Source organism: Shewanella sp. Arc9-LZ (assembly GCF_010092445.1).
Classification (GTDB): domain Bacteria; phylum Pseudomonadota; class Gammaproteobacteria; order Enterobacterales; family Shewanellaceae; genus Shewanella.
In genome coordinates, this window is the sequence record NZ_CP048031.1 from 1,904,434 (window position 1) to 1,922,363 (window position 17,930).

The window sequence follows — 17,930 nt, forward strand, 5'->3', positions numbered from 1 at the left end:
CAAAAACAACAGCTTAAAATTAATCTGTTGATATTAAATGCTTAAATGGTCATGACTAAGATTTGTTATTATGACTTAATCTTTTGTTCTACCAGTTTCGTGATTGAAGCCGAAGCATGCAAGATATGCTCACGCAGCAAAGTAGTGGCTTTTGCGATGTCACGTTTTTTACATAATTCGAGTAACACTCGATGTTCTCTTTCGGCGATAGGGATCCCGCCAGTAAATAACAACTGCAGACGAATATAGCGATCGCAATTGGTGTTTAAACCGTTAACCACTTCCATTGTATGAGGTCGATTAGCCGCTTGGTATAAACGAGTATGGAATCGAGTATTAAGCTCACTCCAACTTGCTACTGATTCTTTCAGTTTAAATGCCAATTCAAGTTTAACCAGTACGGCTTCAGCTTCGGCAATATCATTGTCAGATAGGTTAGGGATGGCCTTAGCCAACAAATCCGATTCGATCATAGCGCGCAATTCAAATAATTCAGTGACTTGCTCAACAGATAACAATGTTGCCGTCGCGCCTTTATGCGGTTCGAAATTAATTAAGCCTTCAGCTTCTAACTGAACTAACGCTTCACGAACGGGAATGCGACTTACATTTAACTGTTCTGCAATAGCAGACTGCCTGAGCGGTTCTCCTCCTTGTATATCACCAGAAAGGATCCGTTCTCTGAGCGCCTCTACAACAAGTTGCGTACGCGTTTTATGAATAATAGGAGGTATATTGCTCATGTATTCTATAATAATCACTAATTTCTTCGAGCAAGGGTAACGCTTAGCCGCCGCTTTATAAAGTGAAACCTATACAATTATGCAGATTAAGCTCATAAAATGGCGGTAAATAAACAAATTAATAAAAATATTCAGATTATCTGGCCCCAAATTCATCTCAATGGGATAATCGACACAAGAAAGAGTTTAAGGAGTGTTAGGTTGAATAAAGCAGTATTTCTCGATCGTGATGGTGTGATCAATAAAGACAATGGTTACGTTCATACAGTGGACGACTTTGAATATATCGACGGTGTATTTGAAGCGTGCCTTGCATTAAAGCAAATGGGTTACCTATTAATAGTGGTGACCAATCAATCCGGCATTGCTCGTGGCATGTACAGTGAAGATGATTTTCATCATTTAACGGAATGGATGGATTGGAACTTTGCCGATAAAGGTGTCGAACTTGATGGTATCTACTATTGCCCGCATCATCCACAAAAAGGCCTAGGTGGATATAAGCAAGATTGCGATTGCAGAAAGCCAAAACCCGGCATGATGCTCGATGCTGCAGAATTCTTGAAAATCGATATGAGCCAGTCTGTAATGGTGGGTGATAAAGCTGATGATATGCGCGCAGCAAAAGCGGCTGGCATTAACACTGCCATTTTGGTTCGTTCAGGTAAAGTAGTAGACGAAGCCGGAGTTGAACTTGCCAGTGCAGTGGTTGACAGTATCGCTGACGTTCCGAGTCTGCTAAGTCAATTACTCACAAAATAATAGAATCGCCAATTCAAAGCTATCATTTCAACTGTTCATATATAAGCTTTCACCGACTTCTATATGAACAGAGATTTTCAGTGTAACAATTACTTAGTTTTAGACTTTCTCTTCCTTTATATACTAGTCAGCATATTTTTGTTGCTAACAAACCCCTAATCCAAATAAAGATATGTCATCCATTAACGCCAAATCGTTCGTGCTACTAAAAGTTGCTACGAAGTTAACATGAAATTAACGCCGTTTCAGTTATGTTTTGGTCTCAACAAGCTAAATTAGCCACTTAAACCACGCTGAGCCGCATAATAAGCCTTATATAGGTAGATAAAATAAATTTGCTGTTCGTTGTAGCGAGCCATTTATGGTTATAAAGTCAGCAAAAACTTCAATAAATATGGCTTTAAGTTCAAATAGTATGCAGTTGGGCCGTAATAGTCATAAAAACCGTAGAAAGCTCTTGCGCTATAAAAAGTTTTCCCTATAATACACCCCACTGACACGGAACGCAGCGTCTAACGCTAGTTACCAGGTCCGCTCTTTAATAATTTATCAAGTAATCTGTGTGGACATTCACAGGTATTGAGTTATTCGAAATTGTCTTCTGTTCTTCGGAATGTTGGCAATCAAAAATTTAAACTCAATGCAACGATGAGTGTTCATAGTAATATGTACAAACATTTAATTGATTCTTCCGAGTCTTTTAAATGAAATCAGAATTCATTGAGCCGAAAGCGTCGTTCTTATTTATAAGAGTGGGGTTTTCAAAAGAACTTTAATTGAAGAGTTTGATCATGGCTCAGATTGAACGCTGGCGGCAGGCCTAACACATGCAAGTCGAGCGGTAACACAAGGGAGCTTGCTCCTGAGGTGACGAGCGGCGGACGGGTGAGTAATGCCTAGGGATCTGCCCAGTCGAGGGGGATAACAGTTGGAAACGACTGCTAATACCGCATACGCCCTACGGGGGAAAGGAGGGGACCTTCGGGCCTTCCGCGATTGGATGAACCTAGGTGGGATTAGCTAGTTGGTGAGGTAATGGCTCACCAAGGCGACGATCCCTAGCTGTTCTGAGAGGATGATCAGCCACACTGGGACTGAGACACGGCCCAGACTCCTACGGGAGGCAGCAGTGGGGAATATTGCACAATGGGGGAAACCCTGATGCAGCCATGCCGCGTGTGTGAAGAAGGCCTTCGGGTTGTAAAGCACTTTCAGTAGGGAGGAAAGGTAATAGTTTAATAAACTATTACTGTGACGTTACCTACAGAAGAAGGACCGGCTAACTCCGTGCCAGCAGCCGCGGTAATACGGAGGGTCCGAGCGTTAATCGGAATTACTGGGCGTAAAGCGTGCGCAGGCGGTTTGTTAAGCCAGATGTGAAATCCCCGGGCTCAACCTGGGAATTGCATTTGGAACTGGCGAACTAGAGTCTTGTAGAGGGGGGTAGAATTCCAGGTGTAGCGGTGAAATGCGTAGATATCTGGAGGAATACCGGTGGCGAAGGCGGCCCCCTGGACAAAGACTGACGCTCATGCACGAAAGCGTGGGGAGCAAACAGGATTAGATACCCTGGTAGTCCACGCCGTAAACGATGTCTACTCGGAGTTTGGTGACTTAGTCACTGGGCTCCCAAGCTAACGCATTAAGTAGACCGCCTGGGGAGTACGGCCGCAAGGTTAAAACTCAAATGAATTGACGGGGGCCCGCACAAGCGGTGGAGCATGTGGTTTAATTCGATGCAACGCGAAGAACCTTACCTACTCTTGACATCCACAGAAGAGACCAGAGATGGACTTGTGCCTTCGGGAACTGTGAGACAGGTGCTGCATGGCTGTCGTCAGCTCGTGTTGTGAAATGTTGGGTTAAGTCCCGCAACGAGCGCAACCCCTATCCTTATTTGCCAGCACGTAATGGTGGGAACTCTAGGGAGACTGCCGGTGATAAACCGGAGGAAGGTGGGGACGACGTCAAGTCATCATGGCCCTTACGAGTAGGGCTACACACGTGCTACAATGGCGTATACAGAGGGTTGCAAAGCCGCGAGGTGGAGCTAATCTCACAAAGTACGTCGTAGTCCGGATCGGAGTCTGCAACTCGACTCCGTGAAGTCGGAATCGCTAGTAATCGTGGATCAGAATGCCACGGTGAATACGTTCCCGGGCCTTGTACACACCGCCCGTCACACCATGGGAGTGGGCTGCAAAAGAAGTGGGTAGTTTAACCTTCGGGAGAACGCTCACCACTTTGTGGTTCATGACTGGGGTGAAGTCGTAACAAGGTAGCCCTAGGGGAACCTGGGGCTGGATCACCTCCTTACCTATATGACTAACTCAATACCTAAAGTGCAGAGATGCATGTGAGTGTTCACACAGATTACTTGATAGAAGAAAGAGAAAGATATCGAAAGGTATTTTTGAGGATTTTGATTCTTAATCAAGGCACTTGATGAGTCTCGCAGGGAGTGTGCGTTTAGCACATGACTGAGAAACGAAGAAAGTAACGCCGAGTAAGGGTTAAAAGACCAAAAAGAATGGGTCTGTAGCTCAGCTGGTTAGAGCGCACCCCTGATAAGGGTGAGGTCGGTGGTTCAAGTCCACTCTGACCCACCAAATCTTCATTTTATCTGCGTTAATTAAATACTCGTTTAGTCAACTAAACGTCGCATTGAATTAACTTGTTAAAATTCGATTTGGCTTCGCCAATCTTATGATTGGATACTTGATATTAATCTCAACTGCATGTAAATGGGGCTATAGCTCAGCTGGGAGAGCGCCTGCCTTGCACGCAGGAGGTCTGCGGTTCGATCCCGCATAGCTCCACCATTTACACTTATCATGACGATAAGCATATGCATAGGTTAGAGATGCCAAAGATAAACGAAATTTTATCTTTGGCTTTTTTAAGCCCGCTCTTTAACAATTTGGAAAGCTGATAGTACTAACTAAAGGCGCATGAATGACGATTCGTTGTTATTGGTGTGATGATGTTAGTGCGAAAAACGTTAATGCGAAAGCATTAACACTTGAGTTCTCAAAACACTGTTTAAGTGTCTTGAATATTCTAAAAAACTAAGGCGAGTCCACTTCCTGGTCGGAGGTGAGACAAGTAAAAACCAGCTGGTCATGATATGGCCCAGATGTTCACGCAAGTGAAACTCATTTGGGTTGTATGGTTAAGTGACCAAGCGTATACGGTGGATGCCTTGGCAGTCAGAGGCGATGAAGGACGTAATAACTTGCGAAAAGCGTTGGCGAGCTAGTAATAAGCATTTGAGCTAACGATATCCGAATGGGGAAACCCAGCAGCATAAGCTGTTATCACTACATGAATACATAGTGTAGTGAGGCAAACCCGGGGAACTGAAACATCTAAGTACCCGGAGGAAAAGAAATCAACCGAGATTCCCCTAGTAGCGGCGAGCGAACGGGGATTAGCCCTTAAGTCTATGGGGTGTTAGTGGAATGTGTTGGAAAGCACAGCGGCACAGGGTGATAGCCCCGTACATGAAAACTAACCATAGATGAAAACGAGTAAGGCGGGACACGTGACATCCTGTTTGAATATGGGGGGACCATCCTCCAAGGCTAAATACTCCTGACTGACCGATAGTGAACCAGTACCGTGAGGGAAAGGCGAAAAGAACCCCTGTGAGGGGAGTGAAATAGAACCTGAAACCGTATACGTACAAGCAGTGGGAGCGGTTCTTGAGACCGTGACTGCGTACCTTTTGTATAATGGGTCAGCGACTTACATTTTGTAGCGAGGTTAAGCGAATAGCGGAGCCGTAGGGAAACCGAGTGTTAACTGCGCGTTTAGTTGCAAGGTGTAGACCCGAAACCGAGTGATCTAGCCATGGGCAGGTTGAAGGTTGAGTAACATCAACTGGAGGACCGAACCGACTTATGTTGAAAAATGAGCGGATGACTTGTGGCTGGGGGTGAAAGGCCAATCAAACTCGGAGATATCTGGTTCTCCTCGAAAGCTATTTAGGTAGCGCCTCGAGCGAATACCATTGGGGGTAGAGCACTGTTAAGGCTAGGGGGTCATCCCGACTTACCAACCCTTTGCAAACTCCGAATACCAATGAGTACTACTCGGGAGACAGACAGCGGGTGCTAACGTCCGTTGTCAAAAGGGAAACAACCCAGACCGTCAGCTAAGGTCCCAAAGTGTATGTTAAGTGGGAAACGATGTGGGAAGGCTTAGACAGCTAGGATGTTGGCTTAGAAGCAGCCATCATTTAAAGAAAGCGTAATAGCTCACTAGTCGAGTCGGCCTGCGCGGAAGATTTAACGGGGCTAAACATACCACCGAAGCTACGGGTGCATTTCTTAGGAAGTGCGCGGTAGAGGAGCGTTCTGTAAGCGGTTGAAGGTGAAGGGGTAACCCACACTGGACGTATCAGAAGTGCGAATGCTGACATGAGTAACGATAAAGGGAGTGAAAAACTCCCTCGCCGGAAGACCAAGGGTTCCTGTCCAACGTTAATCGGGGCAGGGTGAGTCGACCCCTAAGGTGAGGCCGAAAGGCGTAATCGATGGGAAACAGATTAATATTTCTGTACTTCCGCTAACTGCGATGGAGAGACGGAGAAGGCTAGGCTAGCGCGGCGTTGGTAGTCCGCGTTTAAGGTGGTAGGTTGATTTCTTAGGCAAATCCGGGAAATCGTACTTTAATGTACAGGCTGAGAGCTGATGACGAGTCACTACGGTGATGAAGTAGTTGATGCCATGCTTCCAGGAAAATCTTCTAAGCTTCAGGTTAGTGGGAATCGTACCCCAAACCGACACAGGTGGTCGGGTAGAGAATACCAAGGCGCTTGAGAGAACTCGGCTGAAGGAACTAGGCAAAATGGTACCGTAACTTCGGGAGAAGGTACGCTGCTGTTGGTGATGGGACTTGCTCCCTAAGCTGACGGCAGTCGCAGATACCAGGTGGCTGCAACTGTTTATCAAAAACACAGCACTGTGCAAAATCGCAAGATGACGTATACGGTGTGACGCCTGCCCGGTGCCGGAAGGTTAATTGATTGGGTTATCTTCGGAGAAGCTCATGATCGAAGCCCCGGTAAACGGCGGCCGTAACTATAACGGTCCTAAGGTAGCGAAATTCCTTGTCGGGTAAGTTCCGACCTGCACGAATGGCGTAATGATGGCCACGCTGTCTCCAGCCGAGACTCAGTGAAGTTGAAATTGCGGTGAAGATGCCGTATACCCGCGGCTAGACGGAAAGACCCCGTGAACCTTTACTATAGCTTGGCACTGAACATTGAACCTACATGTGTAGGATAGGTGGGAGACTTTGAAGCTTGGACGCTAGTCTGAGTGGAGTCAATCTTGAAATACCACCCTTGTAGTTTTGATGTTCTAACTCTGGCCCCTTATCGGGGTTGAGGACAGTGCCTGGTGGGTAGTTTGACTGGGGCGGTCTCCTCCCAAAGAGTAACGGAGGAGCACGAAGGTTGGCTAAGTACGGTCGGACATCGTACGGTTAGTGCAATGGCATAAGCCAGCTTAACTGCGAGACATACACGTCGAGCAGGTACGAAAGTAGGTCATAGTGATCCGGTGGTTCTGAATGGAAGGGCCATCGCTCAACGGATAAAAGGTACTCCGGGGATAACAGGCTGATACCGCCCAAGAGTTCATATCGACGGCGGTGTTTGGCACCTCGATGTCGGCTCATCACATCCTGGGGCTGAAGTCGGTCCCAAGGGTATGGCTGTTCGCCATTTAAAGTGGTACGCGAGCTGGGTTCAGAACGTCGTGAGACAGTTCGGTCCCTATCTGCCGTGGGCGTTGGATGATTGAAGGGAGCTGCTCCTAGTACGAGAGGACCGGAGTGGACGAACCGCTGGTGTTCGGGTTGTCATGCCAATGGCATTGCCCGGTAGCTACGTTCGGAATCGATAACCGCTGAAAGCATCTAAGCGGGAAGCGAGCCCTAAGATGAGTCATCCCTAGAGCTTTAAGCTCTCTAAAGGGCCGTAGGAGACTACTACGTTGATAGGCAAGGTGTGTAAGCGTTGTGAGGCGTTGAGCTAACTTGTACTAATGACCCGTGAGGCTTAACCATACAACCCAGATGGGTTTTACTGACCTTAGTGTTAGAATGAGGCGCTTAAACAGTGGTCATAAAATGCTCCATGCGTTTATGACATCAAGTACATCCGTGTACTTGTCGAACTCAAGACTCTTAATAAGAGTAAAAGCAATCAGCTTTCCGAATTATTATTTAATGCATCAAGAATAGTGCGTTAGATAAACAAATTTGTCTGGAAACCATAGAGCTGTGGCACCACCTGATCCCATTCCGAACTCAGAAGTGAAACACAGTATCGCCGATGGTAGTGTGGGGTCTCCCCATGCGAGAGTAGGTCATTTCCAGGCGCCTAATTGACTCGAAAGAGTAGTGATAAGCCCGTTACTAACGTAACGGGCTTTTTTACGTCTATAATTTATAGTGTAGAGTTTGTTATTGGCCAAAACATGACAGCAGTTTGTCGAATATGCCCATGCGTCCCCTTCGGGGATAAAAGAGTAGGTCATTTCCAGGCGCCTAATTGACTCGAAAGAGTAGTGATAAGCCCGTTACTAACGTAACGGGCTTTTTTACGTCTATAATTTATAGTGTAGAGTTTGTTATTGGCCAAAACATGACAGCAGTTTGTCGAATATGTCCATGCATCCCCTTCGGGGATAAAAGAGTAGGTTATTTCCAGGTGCCTAATTGGCTGCAAGAGTCGCGAAACAGCTCGTTATTATCTAGCGGGCTTTTTTACGTCTGCAATTTATAGTGTAGAGTTTGTTTTTGGCCAAAACATGACAGCAGTTTGTCGAATATGCCCATGCGTCCCCTTCGGGGATAAAAGAGTAGGTCATTTCCAGACGCCTAATTGACTTGAGAGAGTCGCGAAACAGCCCGCTATCATATAGCGGGCTGTTTTGTGTCAAAAAAACAATATGTAGCCCTTAACTCTCCATAATGACCGCAATCAAAGAGCTCGCTTATTTCGATGGCATTAATTAAATGGCTATTTAAGATGAGCAACTTTATGAAATCAACAATACCACTCAATACACTCAATAAGGTGGCGTTGTTTAAGATTCTCTCTGGCAGTGTTACGCGTTATTTATTTTTTGCTTTAGGTCATAAGCATCGTCGGTAACAACACGTTCAAGTACTTCAATTCGTTGACGCAGGGCGTTAATTTCATCATGCAGTGCTTTATTGTTAGTTTCTTGTTCTGCAGTCGTATGCGATTGCCGTTGCTTGAGCTTCATTATAGTGACAATAAAGCTGCCTAAAATGGCCAGAATAGGAATTAATAATGCCAATGTTGGTGGGTTCATAATGCGTCCTTAATTGTTTTTATTTATTGTCTATTATTGTGACGTTTTCAAGCAGAAATACTAGTGACAAAAGTCATCATTGTGAAATGAACACCAACTTATTCATTATGTTATAAATTAATTATTATTTTACCTATTGATTATAAAGTCTATTTTTTATTTTAGGTTATTAGTAACTCACTTTTTTATCCATTGCACTTGATATAGCGCCAGAGGTCCATATATCTAATTCTGTAGCAGGAGCGAATCATGAAATGCTCGATTGAGGTTTCAGTAAACTTGCTACCACAGTGCCGTAAGGGCTGTGAAAACTAAACACCACAAACAGACTGTGGTCATTTTTACATATTGCTTTAGACAAGGGTATGAACATGCGTAATTTTAATATTTCTCCAGATTTAACACCTCTTTATCGTAGTGCTATTGGTTTTGATCGTTTAGCACAACTTGCTGAACATGCTGCAGCTAACAATAGCAACAGTGGTTATCCTCCTTATAATATTGAACTTTTAGGCGAGAATCGTTATCGGATAACGATGGCCGTCGCGGGTTTTTCTATGCCAGAACTCGATATTATGAGTGAAGGTGAAAAACTATTAGTAAAAGGTAATAAGACAGCTACAAGTGATGAACGTAAATATTTGCATCAAGGGATTGCTGAGCGTGGTTTTGAGCGCACTTTTCAATTAGCAGATCATGTACGAGTAATCGGTGCGGAATTAGAACACGGTTTATTAAATATTGATTTAGTACGTGAAATTCCAGAAGCAATGAAACCTCGTAAAATTGATATTGTTGCTACCAACACCCTTAGTTAAGGCGTTATTGTGAATTAATACGATTGATGGCTTAGGTGTTAATAGCATTTAAGCCATATTCTCAACCTTCTAGTTTATCTCCCCCCAATTTAGCCAATTGCTTACACCTAGTTTGTTATCAAACTAGGTTTTTTGTATTCATCATTTATTCAAAAGCACTGGGCCAGGGCCTTGATCTGCAAGAATATCGTTAGGATTATACAGTGGGCAATTTTTCATCGATAAACAACCACAACCGATGCAACCTTCGAGCGAATCTTTCAATTTTTGCATCTGGGTTATCCGCAGCGTAAGTGATTTATTCCAAACATTTGATAATTCTGCCCAGTCTTCTTTAGTCGCTGTTCGTTCATTGGGTAAAGCAGCAAAAGCATGCTTGATATCATCCAACGATATCCCTAATTGTTGCGCAGCTTTGATGAGTGATATTCGCCTGATAACGTCTCGTGTATAACGACGTTGATTACCATTATTGCGCCAACTGCTGATAAGACCTTTTTGCTCATAAAAGTGAATCGCAGAGATGTTTATTCCACAACGTTTGGCGACTTGGCCAACACTTAGTTCTGCATCTATTGACATTCAACCTCCGATTTTTTTTATCATTTTTGCAAAAATAATGCTTTACCTCAAGTTAGCTTGAGGTATTAAGCTGTGTTGCATTAACCATAAGGAGATAAGTGATGCGATTAGAACATTTAAATTTAGTAGTTAATGACTTAGATGAATCATTAGTATTTTATAAAGCGGCCTTTCCACACTGGCGAGTGCGTGGTGGTGGCGAGTCTGTTTGGCATGGTACGCCGCGGAAATGGCTTCACTTTGGTGATGATTATCATTATTTATCGTTAAATGATTCTGGTAGTGGCGAGGTGCGCGATCTTAAAAGTAATGCATTGGGTTTGGCACATTTCGCTTACGTTGTGGACAATATTGATGCATTAGTTGCTAGATTGTCACAAGTGGGTTTTGAGGTGGCGATTATGGGCGGACATGACCCTTTTTATAAAAGCCGTTACTTTATTGACCCAAGCGGATTTGAAGTTGAGTTTGTTGAATACTCAACGGATATTCCCAGTGAGCGAAATCAATACGATGGCGAGTAGCTTATCAATATGCACCATTGGGCTTATAGAGTAAGCCCAATGGTTTTGATCAAAACCGATTATCAGCAAACGTAATAGGTTAAGAGCAGGTAAGCTGACTAAAGGTAGTGTGACAAGTCGCTGTTAGCGGTAAGTTCAACTTCTTGTTGTTTACCATGGAATAAATAAGCCGTCTCATTACCAATAAGGTGTAATTTATCGCCTTGGCGCCATAGCGCGCTGCCTTCTTGGATTCCTATCACCGGTGTCAGTGGATCGACCATGGTAAATTCTAACAGCCGTTGTGCACGAGTTTCACCATTATGGCCTGGCATTTGGTAGTTGGTGTAATGCGGATTTAATTGGAATGGCAATATACCCAATGCGGTAAACGAGGGCGGCTCGACAATTGGCATATCATTGGTGGTACGAATGCTGGCACCAGTAATGTTTGATCCCGCACTCCAGCCCACATACGGCATGCCATTTTCTACTTTTTCACGAATTAAGTGCAGCAAGTCGTAGCGATACAATTCGTTGAGCAATTGGAATGTATTGCCACCACCAACAAAAATGCCTGCAGCATCTTGAATGGCTTGTTTTGGGTCTGCAAACTGATGAATACTACTAATGGTAATTGTTAGGGGTTCAAGTGCCGTTTGCACTTTTGTTAAATACTCATCATAACTTACACTGACGCCAGCATAAGGAATAAACAGCCATTGTTGTCCTGGTTGAGTGAGTGGACGAATAAGCTCAACGGTATGGCTTAGATATGTCGAATTACCGACCCGTGAGGCACTCAACATTAATGCATTAATGGGCATAAAAAGTCCTTTTTGGTTTCAGTTTTTGACAGTTTATCAAAGATTAATCATTGCCGACACAGAGTTTGTTTTTGTAGTCTATTTTTCAGTTTCAATTAATCAATTCTCCCTAGACTCTGCTCGCGTGAATTTCAAGACGATGTTTTATCAAGTTAAAAAAAGAGTCATAAATCTTTTTTAATATAACTAAGCTTGAATTTTCATTTTATGGACATATTATGTCTGTAGTAACAATCGTAAATCGGCACTTTTGCCATACAGGAGCTTAAATGAAGCGTATATTTTTGTTGATTGCAACCAACTTTGCCATCTTACTGGTTGCCTCAATTGTAATGTCTATTCTTGGGGTTAATACCTCAACGATGGGTGGACTGTTAGTATTTGCTGCCATTTTTGGTTTTGGTGGCTCGTTTATCAGTTTAGCCATTTCAAAATGGATGGCGAAGAAAACCATGGGCTGTGAAGTTATTACGCAACCACGTGACAGTATGGAACGTTGGTTAGTTGAAACGGTTGCACGCCAAGCTGAAAAGTCTGGTATTAAGATGCCTGAAGTGGCTATTTACCAGTCGCCAGAAATGAACGCATTTGCAACGGGTCCAAGTAAAAACAATGCGCTTGTTGCTGTGAGTTCTGGTTTGCTTTACGGTATGACTCAAGATGAAATTGAAGGTGTACTTGCACATGAAGTGAGCCACGTGGCGAACGGTGACATGGTGACATTAACCTTAATCCAAGGTGTGGTGAATACTTTTGTTATTTTTGCTGCGCGTGTTGTTGCTGGCATTATTAACAATTTTGTTTCCAGTAATGACGAAGAAGGTGAAGGCCTAGGTATGTTCGCCTACATGGCTGTAGTATTTGTACTTGATATGCTATTCGGTATTTTGGCATCGATTATCGTAGCTTACTTTTCACGTATTCGTGAGTTTAAAGCTGATGAAGGCGCGGCACGTTTAGCAGGCAAAAATAAAATGATCGCCGCATTAGAACGTTTACGTCAAGGGCCTGAATCTGGCGCTATGCCAGCACAAATGTCAGCCTTTGGTATTAATGGCAAACGTTCAATGGCTGAGTTAATGATGAGCCATCCTCCATTAGAGAAGCGTATAGCTGCATTAAAAAACAGCTAGTATTCATGCGTTTATCATCATTTATAGTAAAGTTAAACTAAGGAGCCTTTTGGCTCCTTTTTTATTTATTGGGTTAGGTTATGATTGAATATGCCCTATTAATCGGGTAATTATAGTTAACTAATAGTATTAACCGCTCGAATCGATTGCATTTTGTTGTTTAATCACAGCGTATAGGATAGGTTCTGATGTATAGTTAGACTCGGCACTTATATTCATAACACTACTTGTTACAGTATTCATACATATTGAGTATGGCTCGTTTAACATGGTCTATTAAACATTATCAGGATCTTAATATGCTTAAAAAAGCTATTTCTCAAGTACAATTAAGAGAATGGCAGCTAGAAATAAATGATATTTCTGCCGAGTTTCGTCTTACCATCATGTTTTACCAAATTAATGCTGAAAACAGTATTGAAGCTATTTGTACCAGCCAAGGTATTGATGACAATACCCAGCGACAACATCAAGATAGCTTGTTACAACATCTTAAAGCGGCAGATGCTCAAAGTGTCCAAACGGTAGACAAACATGTTACCGTTTATCATCAGCCTATTCGTTCATCTAAAGGTCATATCATCGGTGTGATCACCTTTAGTGACAAAGCTATCGAACCATCTCAGCAAACATTATTTAAGCCCTTGTCGGCAATGCAAACACGCATAGCGGATATGCTAAGTAATGCCATTCGTTATTATATCAATTCCTTAGCTGTTGATTCTAATGCATCTGAGTCTGTGTCGCTCGATGTTGATTTACAGTCATTTATTGATGCTTTTGATGAACATATGTGGGTTAAAGATGCTAACGGACACTATGTAGCGTGCAATAAAAGTGTTGAGCGAGCTTGGCGAAAGTCTACAGAACAAATTGTTGGCAAAACCGACTTTGACCTTTTTGATCAACGCACTGCAAATGAATTTATTGAGAGTGATAAATTAGCCATCAGTAATGGTTCGACTGTAGTGGTGTCTGAATGTGAAGAAGTTGATGTTAATTTTAATAAGGTTTGGCTCGAAACCATTAAAGCGCCCATTTATAATACCCAAGGTCAATTGACCGGGGTAATAGGGATGACTCGCAATATTGCCAAACACAAAGAGGCGCAGGATCAACTCATATTAGCCGCCAATGTGTTTCAAAATGCAGTCGAAGGGGTAGTGATAACAGACAGTAATGGCAATATTACCGAAATTAACCAAGCGTTTACTGATATTACCGGTTACAGCCGCGAAGAGGTTATAGGCCAAAACCCTAGAATGCTGAGTTCAGGTCGCCATCCTAAAAGCTTTTTTGAACGATTGTGGAATACCTTATTAGTCCAAGGCAAATGGCATGGTGAAATTTGGAATCGCCGTAAGCATGGTGCTATTTTTCCGCAAGCGATAACCATCAGTGCTGTATTCGATAAACTCAATATCATTCAGTATTATGTTGCCGTATTTGCCGATATTTCAGCGCAAAAACAAAATGAAGAAAAGCTGAAAAACTTAGCCTATTTTGATCCGTTGACACAATTGCCTAATCGGATGCAATTTATGTCACTGCTAGAGCAAGAGGTAAATCACTCTCATCGGGCTAAAAAGCAGCTGGCTATTGTGTTTTTAGATATCGATTTCTTTAAGCACATTAACGACAGTTTAGGCCATGTTATTGGCGACGAAATTCTGGTTGAATTGGCTAAACGCTTATCTTACGCTTTATCTGATTTTGACGTATTAGCACGTTTAAGTGGTGATGAGTTTGTGGTCATGTTGCCGAGCATTATGGGAACTGATTCTGTAACGTCATCGGTTGACCGTATTCGCAGTGTATTTGAACGCCCATTTATATTGGACAATACCCAATCTGTACGCCTTACCGCCAGTATGGGAGTGGCGATATACCCAAGTGATGGTGATGATCACGACAGCTTATTACGTAATGCCGACGCTGCAATGCACCGAGCCAAGTTAGATGGGCGAAATAATTATGCCTTTTATACTGAGTCGATGACCAAACAGGCTGTAGCGCAATTAAAACTGCAAACAGCATTGCACCAAGCGCTGGTGAATGAAGATTTTTATTTAGTTTATCAACCTAAGTTGAAACTGTCTGATCTGTCTCCTAGTGGCTTTGAAGCGTTAATTCGTTGGTCTGATCCTGTCTACGGCAATATCTCTCCAGCAGAGTTTATTCCATTAGCAGAGAAGATTGGTTTGATTTGGGATATAGGTTTGTGGGTATTAAAGGCCGCTTGTTTACAAGGGGTTGAATGGCTAACCCAAGGTAAAATGTTTGAACGCATTTCGGTAAATGTAGCCAGCTTACAGCTGCAAAGAAATGATTTTGTCGATAAAGTGCGCTCGATTTTATTGGAAACGGGATTACCGGCCAAACATTTGGAATTAGAAGTCACCGAGTCTTGCATGATGAATGATCCAGACGCGATTATTCGTGATTTGAAATTGCTTGGCGCCATGGGCATTGCCTTGAGTATTGACGATTTTGGTACCGGATACTCATCTCTCAATTATCTCAAAAAGTTACCAATTGATAAGTTGAAAATCGATCAATCTTTTGTACGTGATATCCCTCATGATGCAAATAACACTGCGATTGCTAAAGCGGTTATTGCACTGGGGCATGCATTGAATTTGCAGATTATTGCTGAAGGTGTGGAAACTATCGATCAAGCAGATTTTCTGCGGCTCAATGGCTGTGATTTGGTTCAAGGGTATTTGTACAGTAAACCGCGATTGCCACAAGATCTTAACGAGTTTTTACCGATATTCCATAACCGTATTAACCTGGCCACTGATATTGAATTAAAGTAAATAAAATAGCAGCTTACATAATTTGTAAGCTGCTTTTATATCACTATTACGACTTTTTAATGCTGTATTAAGCGTAAATATCTACGTTCACAGAGGTTGAATTACTGTTAGCCGTTGCGGTGTTATCACCATTATAAATACTGCTCAATGCCTCAAAGAAAATACTGCCGATGTCCTCGTCAGTTAATCCATCTGTAAGTGGTTTTAATTCATCTAACATAGACTTCAACGACTCTTGCTGCTCGTCGGTCAATGATGACAACATGTCTGTGGTTAATTGCTGTTGATCATCAGACAAGGTCGATACCGCTGTATCTAGCCCAGGCGGGACACCGCCTTTTGGTGGCGGCGGGCCATCAGGACGCGGAGGTCTTTGTGTGTTTTCGGTCGATGTCATTTGCATCGAAGTATTACCACTCGTCACTTGCATATTTACTCCTTAGATATTCTCTGTAATCTATTTTTGATGAAACTACCTAGCAACATATTATTGTTAATTACGTTGTTTTGGTGGTTGTTTCATATCGTCAGGACCATTGGCAGGTACAGCGACAAGCTCGCCATCGATAATTTGACAACTTGCTTCAAGGGTGTCGCCCCGCGGGGTGTCAAAACTAACCTGATCATTTTCAACACTGTTAGCACACGCTTCAACAGCTTCTTTAGGTGGCTTTCTATCATGCGGGTTAGCATTAGCAGCTAAAGATGCTAATAACATAAAGCTAAGTAGACCAATACTGATTGGCTTAAGAGTCATAGTGACACTCCTTGGTTAGGTAACTAAAGGTAATATAACCTAACAATGTGGAGTAATTGTGCAGAATTGGAGGAGATTTTTATCAGTTATTTATCGCGACTAGTTTATGCGTATATAGCTGGTTATAATGTATTTTATGCAAATATCTCAAAAGCTTTTCTTGGCCTTCGTTGGCCTAACCAGTATTGTACTTATCGCCACGTTATCGTTAGCGAGGTGGAGTTTTGACCAAGGTTTTTTAGACTATATCAACGGATTAGAACAAGAACGTTTACAGCATTTATCGGATGAACTATTGACACTTTATGCGGCTAATCCGGAAGCACAAACCGATCCATCAGTAATGACAGATCAACAATCTACACAAGTGTGGCAGTCGATTAATCAAAAAACATTAACACAAGCCATTTCGCTTCACGCTCCATTTCCAAAAAGAAATAGACCAGGCGACGGGGCAAGACCGCCAAGACCTGCAGGTGATAATCGTCCTCCAATGGGACCTGAACGACGTTTAGGTCCTCCTAGGCAACGGCCACCTTTTTCACCACCTTCTGGTCCACCGACGGGGTTATACTCAGCAGAACAACAGTTTATTAGCGGCGTTGATATTGGCAATGTGGATAATCGGATTAGCTTAACCTTGTTATTCAACGATCGTATAGTAGGCTATTTATACAGTAGCCCTATTCGTGAAGTTGAATCGTCTTCAGCTACCGCATTTTCTCAGCAACAACGTTGGACCAGTATCGGAATCGGTTTATTGTGTTTACTGCTTGCCAGTGCAATTGCTTGGTGGTTGTCACGTTTTCTACTGATCCCCGTTAAACAAGTTATGCTGGGAGTATCGTATTTATCTCAAGGTAATTATGATGAACGCTTATCACCTCAGCGTGCAGATGAGCTGGGTCAATTAATGACCAATATTGATCATCTCGCCATGACGCTATCGAAAAACCGCAGTGCTAAAAATCGTTGGTTAGCTGATATTTCTCATGAACTGCGCACGCCATTGAGTATATTATGTGGTGAGATTGATGCGATTAAAGCAGGGATCAGAGCGTTCGATAACACACAGCTGAACTCACTCGAACAAGAAGTGTTGCGCATGAAGCACTTAGTCGATGATTTGTATGAACTGTCTTTATCTGATGTTGGTGGACTCCGATATCATTTTCAGCGGGTGAACGTCAGTGAGTCACTACACAGCACGCTTAATAGTATGGCTACCAGCCTACAAGATAAAGGCCTAACGCTACAAAGTCAGCTCCAGCCGGGGGTGTATTTATCTGCCGACGTGCTTCGGCTTGAACAGCTATTTATTAATTTACTAATGAATTCTATGGCTTACACAGACAGTCCTGGGGTAATTGATGTGCGATTGTCACAACAAGCCAAAATGATGATATTAACCATCAATGATACTAAGCCCAGTGCCAGCATTGAAGAGTGTGAACACCTGTTTGAGCCATTGTATCGCCAAGACAGTGCCCGCACACGCCGTGGTAGTGGTGCAGGTCTTGGTTTAACCATCTGTAAGAATATTGTCGAAGCGCATGATGGCACCATTAAGGCCTTCCCATCACCATTGGGTGGGCTTTGTATTGAAGTACAATTACCTATGCACAGGGAATGAC

General features: G+C 43.0%; 12 protein-coding genes, 2 tRNA genes and 3 rRNA genes. 11 read left to right on the forward strand and 6 right to left on the reverse strand.

The window, feature by feature from the left end:
* Positions 1-68: 68 nt before the first annotated feature.
* Positions 69-743, reverse strand: a complete 675-nt coding sequence (locus GUY17_RS08130) for a GntR family transcriptional regulator (RefSeq protein WP_101088186.1) — start codon at positions 741-743, stop codon at positions 69-71.
* 201 nt (positions 744-944) lie between these two features.
* On the opposite strand from GUY17_RS08130, the gene gmhB reads away from it, so the two are divergent.
* The 6 genes from gmhB (at position 945) to rrf (ending at position 7,894) form a co-directional block, all read left to right on the forward strand.
* Positions 945-1,505, forward strand: coding sequence for a D-glycero-beta-D-manno-heptose 1,7-bisphosphate 7-phosphatase (gene gmhB / locus GUY17_RS08135; protein ID WP_101088188.1), 561 nt, complete (start codon positions 945-947; stop codon positions 1,503-1,505).
* Positions 1,506-2,278: 773 nt separating this feature from the next.
* Positions 2,279-3,821: ribosomal RNA gene (locus tag GUY17_RS08140) — 16S ribosomal RNA — on the forward strand.
* A 216-nt stretch (positions 3,822-4,037) separates the two neighbouring features.
* Positions 4,038-4,114 (forward strand) — tRNA-Ile (locus tag GUY17_RS08145).
* A 137-nt stretch (positions 4,115-4,251) separates the two neighbouring features.
* Positions 4,252-4,327 (forward strand) — tRNA-Ala (locus GUY17_RS08150).
* Between the two features lie 348 nt (positions 4,328-4,675).
* Positions 4,676-7,580 (forward strand): 23S ribosomal RNA (locus tag GUY17_RS08155).
* 198 nt (positions 7,581-7,778) lie between these two features.
* Positions 7,779-7,894 (forward strand): 5S ribosomal RNA (rrf, locus tag GUY17_RS08160).
* Together the 16S, 23S and 5S rRNA genes with 2 tRNA genes alongside form the textbook arrangement of a ribosomal RNA operon.
* 732 nt (positions 7,895-8,626) lie before the next feature.
* Here rrf and GUY17_RS08165 read toward each other — a convergent pair.
* Entirely contained in the window at positions 8,627-8,857 is a 231-nt protein-coding gene (locus tag GUY17_RS08165; RefSeq protein ID WP_101087475.1) for a hypothetical protein, read from the reverse strand.
* Positions 8,858-9,228: 371 nt separating this feature from the next.
* Here GUY17_RS08165 and GUY17_RS08170 point away from each other — a divergent pair, with 371 nt between their 5' ends.
* Complete coding sequence (locus tag GUY17_RS08170) at positions 9,229-9,675, forward strand: Hsp20 family protein (RefSeq protein WP_101087476.1); 447 nt, start codon at positions 9,229-9,231, stop codon at positions 9,673-9,675.
* Between the two features lie 141 nt (positions 9,676-9,816).
* On the opposite strand, the gene soxR is transcribed toward GUY17_RS08170, so the two are convergent.
* Entirely contained in the window at positions 9,817-10,257 is a 441-nt protein-coding gene (gene soxR, locus GUY17_RS08175) for a redox-sensitive transcriptional activator SoxR (RefSeq protein WP_162022817.1), read from the reverse strand.
* Between the two features lie 101 nt (positions 10,258-10,358).
* Between soxR and GUY17_RS08180 the strand changes: the two genes are divergently transcribed.
* Positions 10,359-10,781, forward strand: coding sequence for a VOC family protein (locus tag GUY17_RS08180; RefSeq protein WP_123777910.1), 423 nt, complete (start codon positions 10,359-10,361; stop codon positions 10,779-10,781).
* Between the two features lie 98 nt (positions 10,782-10,879).
* Here the strand turns inward: GUY17_RS08180 and pepE are convergent, their stop codons facing one another.
* Positions 10,880-11,587, reverse strand: coding sequence for a dipeptidase PepE (pepE, locus tag GUY17_RS08185; protein ID WP_162022818.1), 708 nt, complete (start codon positions 11,585-11,587; stop codon positions 10,880-10,882).
* Positions 11,588-11,856: 269 nt separating this feature from the next.
* Here pepE and htpX point away from each other — a divergent pair, with 269 nt between their 5' ends.
* Together htpX and GUY17_RS08195 are read left to right on the forward strand one after the other, a co-directional pair.
* Entirely contained in the window at positions 11,857-12,720 is an 864-nt protein-coding gene (htpX, locus tag GUY17_RS08190) for a protease HtpX (RefSeq protein WP_162022819.1), read from the forward strand.
* A 299-nt stretch (positions 12,721-13,019) separates the two neighbouring features.
* Entirely contained in the window at positions 13,020-15,539 is a 2,520-nt protein-coding gene (locus tag GUY17_RS08195; RefSeq protein WP_162022820.1) for a bifunctional diguanylate cyclase/phosphodiesterase, read from the forward strand.
* A 67-nt stretch (positions 15,540-15,606) separates the two neighbouring features.
* On the opposite strand, the gene GUY17_RS08200 is transcribed toward GUY17_RS08195, so the two are convergent.
* Together GUY17_RS08200 and GUY17_RS08205 are read right to left on the reverse strand one after the other, a co-directional pair.
* Positions 15,607-15,969, reverse strand: coding sequence for a hypothetical protein (locus tag GUY17_RS08200; protein WP_242445174.1), 363 nt, complete (start codon positions 15,967-15,969; stop codon positions 15,607-15,609).
* 63 nt (positions 15,970-16,032) lie between these two features.
* The gene (locus GUY17_RS08205) at positions 16,033-16,296 is read right to left on the reverse strand and encodes a hypothetical protein (RefSeq protein ID WP_162022821.1); all 264 of its coding nucleotides are present in this window, start codon (positions 16,294-16,296) and stop codon (positions 16,033-16,035) included.
* A gap of 136 nt (positions 16,297-16,432) precedes the next feature.
* Here GUY17_RS08205 and GUY17_RS08210 point away from each other — a divergent pair, with 136 nt between their 5' ends.
* The gene (locus tag GUY17_RS08210) at positions 16,433-17,929 is read left to right on the forward strand and encodes an ATP-binding protein (protein WP_162022822.1); all 1,497 of its coding nucleotides are present in this window, start codon (positions 16,433-16,435) and stop codon (positions 17,927-17,929) included.
* The last annotated feature ends 1 nt before the right edge of the window (position 17,930 follow it).